Annotated in this window: 6 protein-coding genes; 3 read left to right on the forward strand and 3 right to left on the reverse strand. The window is 28.8% G+C overall.

What is annotated here, in order from left to right:
* Positions 1 to 40 precede the first annotated feature (40 nt).
* Complete coding sequence (locus Ctaglu_RS23890) at positions 41 to 1,837, reverse strand: PAS domain-containing protein (protein ID WP_185732948.1); 1,797 nt, start codon at positions 1,835 to 1,837, stop codon at positions 41 to 43.
* A 451-nt stretch (positions 1,838 to 2,288) separates the two neighbouring features.
* The gene (locus tag Ctaglu_RS23895) at positions 2,289 to 3,287 is read right to left on the reverse strand and encodes a DUF3231 family protein (protein WP_125006466.1); all 999 of its coding nucleotides are present in this window, start codon (positions 3,285 to 3,287) and stop codon (positions 2,289 to 2,291) included.
* A 206-nt stretch (positions 3,288 to 3,493) separates the two neighbouring features.
* On the opposite strand from Ctaglu_RS23895, the gene Ctaglu_RS26570 reads away from it, so the two are divergent.
* On the forward strand, positions 3,494 to 4,000 hold the full coding sequence (locus Ctaglu_RS26570) for a CBO0543 family protein (protein WP_373861729.1): 507 nt from the start codon (positions 3,494 to 3,496) through the stop codon (positions 3,998 to 4,000).
* 266 nt (positions 4,001 to 4,266) lie between these two features.
* On the opposite strand, the gene Ctaglu_RS23900 is transcribed toward Ctaglu_RS26570, so the two are convergent.
* Positions 4,267 to 4,683 carry a DUF5348 domain-containing protein gene (locus tag Ctaglu_RS23900; protein WP_125006467.1) on the reverse strand — a complete coding sequence of 139 codons (417 nt, stop codon included), beginning with the start codon at positions 4,681 to 4,683 and terminating at the stop codon, positions 4,267 to 4,269.
* 232 nt (positions 4,684 to 4,915) lie between these two features.
* On the opposite strand from Ctaglu_RS23900, the gene Ctaglu_RS23905 reads away from it, so the two are divergent.
* The gene (locus Ctaglu_RS23905; protein ID WP_125006469.1) at positions 4,916 to 7,060 is read left to right on the forward strand and encodes a P-loop NTPase family protein; all 2,145 of its coding nucleotides are present in this window, start codon (positions 4,916 to 4,918) and stop codon (positions 7,058 to 7,060) included.
* Positions 7,020 to 8,279: UvrD-helicase domain-containing protein (locus Ctaglu_RS23910; RefSeq protein WP_207669520.1), on the forward strand; the 1,260-nt coding region annotated here is incomplete at its 3' end. The genes Ctaglu_RS23905 and Ctaglu_RS23910, both read left to right, overlap by 41 nt.

Here is an 8,279-nt window from a genome sequence, read left to right on the forward strand (position 1 = left end):
AGGAGGTATTTTTCAAATTTTTACAGACTTGTCAAGTGTTTTATGCAGAAAAAATGGGGGAATCAACAAAAATTAATGATACTAGAAATGAGTAATCATAGGAGCTAATGAGTTTCCGTGAAAGCTCAAATAAATCGAAAGCCCTATCATCTTTTATCTGATTGGTTGATTGCACATTAGGTAGCAACAATTTAATGAAACTAAATGCTTTTTTATTAATATCAACGATTTTTAAATCGGGACATGATAATCTAATAACAGGTAGACCCAAAGTATTTATAATTCTGTTTAAGAATTCATTTCGGGTTCTTATAGTTTCCTCATGCTTAAAATAGTCGGTCATGTCACGGCTGCAAAGCACCCCTAAATTAAATTTACCCTCACTGTCATAAATAGGTGTACCACTAACATCTATTTCTAATGTTTTATTAGGAGATTTTACTGTTAGTCTCATATTTTTGAATTTTTCACCCCTTATAACACGTGCTGGAGCATTTTCTAAATCAATTTTATCTCCATGAATATTATAAAACTCAGATTGGGTACACTCATCACCAATCTTGCCTATTTGTTCAGATGAGGGGAAATACAGTTCTCTTGCTGATTTATTAAGTAGTATATGTTGTCCTTTATTATCAAAAATAGTAATACTGTCAACTATATTTTCTATGATAGCTTCTAAGAGATTTTTCTGTTCTTCGATTTTTTTAGATTGCTCAATTGTTTCAGTAATATCATGGAAACAGGATACTGCCATAGTTAAATCGCCATTGGTATTATAAATTGGGATTGAGCTAATTTCCTCAAAATACTCTTTATTAGGATGGCTTACGAAGATCTTAGCATTTTTTACTACTTCACCATTTAACGCTCTAATTGAAGGGAAATTTTTAAATGGTATCTCATTTCCTTTCATATCAAATGCTTTAGCGTTTTTAAGAGCTTCACCTAAATCAATTACTTTGTCTGATTGATAAAATAACCTTTGGGCTTCTAGGTTTGTCATTATAATTTTACCTTTATTATCCGCAATCATTACTCCCTCAGATAAATTTTCAATTATATTAATTAGTCGTGTATTTTGTTCTTCTAACTGCTCCTTTTGCTGCTCTATCATCTTGCCTTGATTATGTATACTGCGGTTTTTAAAAATCTTTTCAGTAATCTCAATAGAAATTTCATAAATGTATTTTATATTTCCATTTTCAAATATAGGTATTTTGGTAAAATCCCAATAAGTTATACCTTTTATAGGATCATTAAATTCAAACTCTTTTGTATAACTAGTCTTCTGTGTTTCAACAACAGTATTCCAAATGTCTTCAGAGGGGCTTCCTATAAATCCAGCTATAATTTCGTTAATAGGGCTACCTAGACTATTTTCCTCTTTATTAAAAGGCGAAGCCATAAATTCAAGATACTTTTGATTTGTTTTAAGCAATATTAAATCAGGTATACTGTAAACGGCTACACCGGATATATTATCTATAAATGAGTGTTCTACAAAAATAAGCTTGTCACTAAGTCGGGAATTTGTTTTTTCAACGAAAGTATACATTTTTTTATTTGTGACCATGTTATGAGAAAGTGATATATTTACTTCTCTTGCAGAAAGTGATTTTGTGAATATATACCCTGAATATGTACTACTAATATTTTCAAGAAGTATTTGGGAGTTGATTTTTAGAATAGCGCCTAGTTCTACAAGTGATTTGCCTAACAATTCATTCATTGTAAAGCCTGTAAAATCAATAAATTCTTTATTAATCTCTATTATAATGTTATCAGAGCAATATAAAGATGCTTCTATTATTATGTTATTAAAAGTATTTTCCATTGTACACCCCAATTTTTCAATGCATATTTGTATAGACTTCATGGTGATAAACCAAACACAATACAAATAGATTTATAATATGCTTATTTTTTATTCTATATTGTAATTTATGTAAAAATTTAAGAGTATATTTTGTAAAAATAAAAGTAAAAGAGATAAATTCTATTAAGTAATTCGAAATTTCTTATGATTTCGACATAACTGTTTAAGAAATTATAGCATATTTCGCATATTATTACATCACTATTTTATTTGATTTAATGACATTTCAGAAGGAAGGTCGCCTGTTTTTATAAGCGTGTGTACTATACTATAAGAAAGAAAAAACTTTAGTGGGAGGATTTAATATAAGTTTCAAATTATAAGAATCGAATGTATATATATTGAGTTAGATATAGAAAAGAGCTTACAATTTTAAACTATTGTAAGCTCTTTTTAATCTGATTGAAATTTATTTTAAATTTTCATGTCTTATTGCCTGAGGCGATTGTTGGAGCCAACCGTTATCAATCATAATATTTGCACCTTTTTTACTATACTTTAAAATTTGAGCTGTATATTTAATGTACTTAAGCTCAAGGTCGGTCCTCATGGTATTGGCCATAGCCATACCAAAACTGCTTATGGCAGAAGAAGATAGCAGCGCTAAATGATTTATCATCAATTTTTCTGAAAAAGGCGAAAGTATAGAGTTAGTTACAAATGAATCTGATGTAGATGGAATTGGAATACCTTCATTAGTTAATAGACCTGTTAGTTCGTAAATATATTTTGTGGCAATATTTTGACCTTCAAAACAATAGTCGGTAACAGCTTTATCTTTAGAAACTTGACCAAATGCTGTTGTTATTGCTCTACCAACTAAATTCGAAAAAATAATAGAGAAAATATGTGTTATTTCTACTGTGAGTAAAGATCTTTTTTCTCCAAACCAGCCTGTTATTAAATTTTGACTTTTTACATATTGAACTCCATTATTAACTTCTACACGGGGCGCTCTTATAGCAATACCCAGTGATAACCTTAAGTCTGTTGAACTGTTATAAAGGTCAATATTCTCAGTAATGCGTTTTGAAAAGTAAGCTCTAATGTCAGAACGCGCTATCTGATTTAAAATTAGAGTGTAATTGTTCATTGCAACTCTTGACATAAAAGTTAAATAATGCAAATAGAAAGAATCCGTAAATAAACGTGGAGCATCTATATTTACATCTCTGTCATTAAATCCATCTGGAATGGTTAGTTTCTCCTTATTAAATATATTTGTTAATTCTGAAATATGTTGATTGGATATATCTGAAGTTTGTTGCAGTATAGTACGAATTTCAATATCATCTACCCTGTTTAAAAAATATTTAAGTACAGAAACAATCATAGTATCTCCCATGTAAGAGTTCCATAAGCCTGTTATTTCTGATGAAATTAAAGGGATTTTTAATGTATCTCCCATAAATGTAGTCTCCTTATCATATAATGAATAAAATTAGTATCTCCCTTTCTTATAAGTTAATACTCATAATCTTTATGACTTGATACACTTTACTATTATTGATTTTAAAATCACCTGATAATTTAGAAATAATTAGAATTAAAAGTTCATTAATGAGAAAAGATAAATATGTATCTATTTAACTTATATTTAAAAGAGGTGGATAAATGTATATTATCTTTCTGGCTTTATTTTCTATTTATGTGTGCTATAAATTTGGAGATTGGAAAAATTGGGAGAAGTATTATTCTACTATACTATTTTTTATTTTAAGTAGTGTTGCTTGTGCCTTCTTAACTTATAATCAACCATTGTGGCTATATAAATCGGTAGTAATAAATCATACATTTACAGATTTGTTTATTTCAATAACAGTGTATCCATGTACAGTAATGATGTTTATTCCGCATATACCAAAGAAAATAACAAAAATAATTCTCCATATTTCTGTTTATGTTGCTATATATACCATTCCAGAATTTATTGCTATTAAATTTGGATATTTCACATATTTAAATGGTTGGAATATATGGTATACTCTCATATTTAATTGTATTATGTTCCCAATGTTAATTCTTCATTACAAAAAACCATTATATGCCTGGTCTATTGCACTTTTAAGTCCCCACATTTTATTTTTTATTTTAAAAATACCCTATAGTGTTATTAGGTAAGCAAATAATATAAATAGTGAGATATAATATCAAAAAATAATTACCAGCAAAACTTTTATTTGTTGAAAAGGATACATTGTCTTATGCAAATGAGGGTGGAAAGTTAATGATCAAACATAAATGGTTGGAAGAGCCTCCACAAATGGATGACCGAAATGAGCTTACTAAGTCAAAGGAGTAATATAGAATAAATAGCTTACATCATAAGGTGTGGGCTATTTATTCTATGTTTAAGGAGAAAAAATCTATTAACATTTCTAATCTCTTTATCTCACTCTTACTTTCATATTTGGGTATAAATTTTGGCATCCAATCTCTGGGTTGTAAAAATAATAGCCCTTTTTTAAGTCGTACTCTACTTTTACTACGCTCCAACCTTTATTGTTTATATAAGTCTCTAAATAGAAACCACAAACCAAAGGCTGAAAATTACTACCATCTAAAAATTTGATTACATAATTAGAACTTACATGTTCAAGTACTAAATACCCTTCATTTGTAATTTTTAAATAATTGTTAATTGTACTTTTAGTATCTTGTAGCTGTTTTAAGAGCTTTTCTAATGATTTATTTACCTCATTGTATTTTGGTTTTTCAGATAGGTCTACTTCATAATAGTTTTGAATATCATGTTTAGTCTTTTCTATAATGGTACTTATTGCCTTGATATATTCTTTATCCATTTCCTTTTTCCCCTCTATGCTTTTATGTATATATAGTATACCATTTATTATTATAGGTGCAAAAAAAATCTTATGGTTAATATGGAAATTTTTTTACAATATTTATAAGAAAAGCAAGAGTAATAACTAGGAACAAAGCTTTAGTTGAAAATCTACTATAAGCCTCTTTTTCATTGTATAATTAAGGTAGAATAGAGAGTCAAAATATATAGGTTGATGCTATTACAACAAAATGATTATAAATAAAAATAATGGATTACATGGAGTTGATATTATAAACTATACAGAAGTCCACAATAAATTAAATGAAAATAAATTTAGCCAGAAATGTATCTTAGTTAAAGGGAATTCAGCAAGTGGCAAAACGACTCTTGCAGTTTCTAAATATAGGAACATGATAGAAAATGAAAACATTAAAAGCTCAAATATATTATGCTTGTTTATGAATAAATATCAAAATATAACATGGACAAAAGATATGATTTTTAATACTGCTTCTGATATTAGAAAGAGCTCCTACTATGGATTTATTAGGAGAGAATTATCACTCTATTGGCCCTATGTAGTAGAAAATTGCAAGGAAATAAAAATTAATGTATTAAAGCCTGAGTTCGCATCTTTTGATGCTACAAATTATGCGATGAAAGCCTTGGTAGAGCATTTCAGAAAATCTAAAGGATACTTTCAAGATATAACATCAACTTCTTCAAAAATAGCATCAGATTTAATTTCTAACATTAATAATGCTGCACTATCATTAGTGCCTTTTGATGAAATAGGAACTAGGCTTTATAATTCATTAGAGGTAAAGGATTTCTTAATTAAAGAAACATATAATCAATTGGATGAAGTAACTAGTTATTATATCTCAAAATTATTGTGTAATGGTGCTTGCGATTATGGACTATCTTTTTATTTATATAATAATTATTTACTTCATGATTCAAGATATACTAGTATAAATAATATAAAATATCTTATAGTAGACGATATAGATGAGGCTTCACCTGCAGAGCAAGAATTGATATTTAAAATTATTAATAATGTAGATAAGGCATATTTGTTTTATAATCCCAAAGGTGGCCTGTGTAGTTATTATGGAGCTAATACTAATTATTTGAAGAGTAAACTAAACATTGAGTATCACGAGCTTACCTTAGATAATCATTTTTGCTACAATGATGATTTTATTAAGCTTGCTAGTGTAATAGATGGCAGGGCGCACACTCCATATAGGGCAGATAAAATAAATGAAGATGTCCCAGTCTTTATAGATATGTCATCACAACTAAGATCGGAAATGGTCCAGAAAATAATACTAAAAGTTGAAGAATTATTAAATCAAGGACTTAAGCCAAAGGACATAGCAATAATATGTCCATTTAATGATTTCATTATTTCCTATGAGCTTCAGAAAAAAGCAAAGGAATTAAGCATATCAGTTATGGAGACTTCAAAAAAGGATAGATTTATAGACAATGAATATTTGCACCCTTTAATAGTCCTGGCAGTCTTGTGTAATGATTATAAAAGTATAAGATTAACAAAGGAAGATTATAAAAACTTTTTTTCTTTTATGCTAAGGCTAGATGCAATTCGAGGTTCCTTGCTTTATCCTTTTGTAGCGGAAAGTGGCCTGCAAGAGCTTAGCATGGAAATTGAAGAGAGAGTAGGGCTCGCAGCAGTAGGTAAATATAATGAGTTAAAACAATGGATAGAAAATTATAAAGTTAATTTAATGGAGCACAAGAGTTCTCTAGGTGAATTTTTTAGAAATGCATTTTCACAAGTTCTTATAATCCTGCCAAAAGTTAAAGAACATATAGAGGACTATATAAGTTTATATGAAAGCTGCGAGAGTTTCATAAATACTTTAGATAAATTAGAATTTAAAGGGAAATCTTCAGAGGAGAGGTTTATTGAATTTATTCGATGCGAAGGAAGCGGATTTTATTCCATGAATGAGATTCAGGAAATATTATTACAAGATAATAGTATAGTTTTAACATCTCCTTATACTTATTTGACCTCTAATTTAAATAGTAAGGTTCAGATATGGACAGATATTAACAGTAATATGTGGTGTCCTAGAAATGCAGGAGAATTATCAAATTCTTATGTATTAAAAACTAATTGGGATATTGATGATATATATACAGAAAAGAAAGAAAAAAATAATGTATATGGAATTCTGATGTCCCTTGTTAATTGCCTTTTAAGAAAATGCAGGGGTGAATTATACATATATGGTAGTGAATATTCTTTAAGTGGATACCAGCAAGAAAGTATATTTGCAGATATACTTATAGAAATATTAAGTGAAAGAGGTGAAACCATTGATAAAGGAGATGAGAACATCGACAAGGGAGATGAATAATGAAGATGTAGGTAATGAAGTTAAAGAAATAATTTATAGAGATGATCAATTGCCTATAATGGGATATCGAGAAGGAACTATGGCAGTACCAGCGGTTCCAGGAGCGGGAAAGACTTTTATAATATGTAATCTAGTATGTGAAATTATAAAAGATAAGGTACATAAACCTGGTAAAATACTTATAGTAACTTTTATGAATAGTGCAGTTAACAACTTTAAGCATAGAATTTCCAGGGTGTTAAAAAATAAGGGAATAAATGCAAGTAACGATTATGAAGTCATGACTATTCATAGTTTAGCACTAAAAATCTTAAAAGATAGACCAGATGTAATGGGGGTTAATGAGGAATTTAAAATATTGGATGATGTTAATAAGAGTTTATATTTAAATAATTGCATATCAATGTGGCGAAGGAAGGGAGGAGAGTCTGTATTTAAGGGGATGATATTGGATAAAGCCCTAAATAAATATACAGGGAAACAAGATAAGTGGTGGAGTGATTTTTTTACAACAGTTGATACAATTATTGGTGAATTAAAGATAAATGACATTTCTCCTGAAAAATTAAAAGAGGATATTAAATTATTAGATCAAAATAGTATCTTAGTACATATATCTGAAATTTATGATACTTACACTAAAATTTTAAAAAGGGAAGGGTATATAGATTACAATGATTTGCTGATTCTTGCGTATAAACTTTTAAAAACTGATGACACAGTTAGAGAAAAGTTACAAAAAAAATATACCTTTGTCTTTGAGGATGAATGTCAAGACTCTAATTTAATTCAAGGGAAAATACTAAGCACAATTTCTGAAAAAAGTGGTAATTTAGTAAGGGTTGGGGATGTTAATCAAAGTATAACGGGAACATTTACAGCCTCTGACCCTAAATTTTTTAGAGAATTTTGTGGTAAGGCAAATAATGCGTTCAAAATGTTCATGGCGGGGCGTAGTACAAATCATATTATTGATTTAGCAAATGAGCTAGTTAGGTATACAAATAATCAACATGGAGAAGAAAAGTGTAGAGATGCATTAGTAGATCAAAAGATTAAAAGTTTGAATGATAAAGTCAAAACTAGCCAAGATGTAGTGCGTCAAAATATAGCTTTATGGAACTGCATTCCTAAGTCAAATTATAACTATAATACTAATAATTATCTAGTGGTTATTTGCTTTTTTACTAAGCAGATTATTCCTATAACAAAGCTCCTA

It is taken from the genome of Clostridium tagluense, assembly GCF_003865095.1.
Classification (GTDB): domain Bacteria; phylum Bacillota; class Clostridia; order Clostridiales; family Clostridiaceae; genus Clostridium_AD; species Clostridium_AD tagluense.

What these genes read in the sequence shown, in the direction of transcription:
- Ctaglu_RS23895 (WP_125006466.1), bottom strand. Translation starts at nt 3,287, where the DNA reads ATGGGAGATACATTAAAAATCCCTTTAATTTCATCAGAAATAACAGGC.
- Ctaglu_RS23890 (WP_185732948.1), bottom strand. Translation starts at nt 1,837, where the DNA reads ATGGAAAATACTTTTAATAACATAATAATAGAAGCATCTTTATATTGC.
- Ctaglu_RS23900 (WP_125006467.1), bottom strand. Translation starts at nt 4,683, where the DNA reads ATGGATAAAGAATATATCAAGGCAATAAGTACCATTATAGAAAAGACT.
- Ctaglu_RS23905 (WP_125006469.1), top strand. Translation starts at nt 4,916, where the DNA reads ATGATTATAAATAAAAATAATGGATTACATGGAGTTGATATTATAAAC.
- Ctaglu_RS26570 (WP_373861729.1), top strand. Translation starts at nt 3,494, where the DNA reads ATGTATATTATCTTTCTGGCTTTATTTTCTATTTATGTGTGCTATAAA.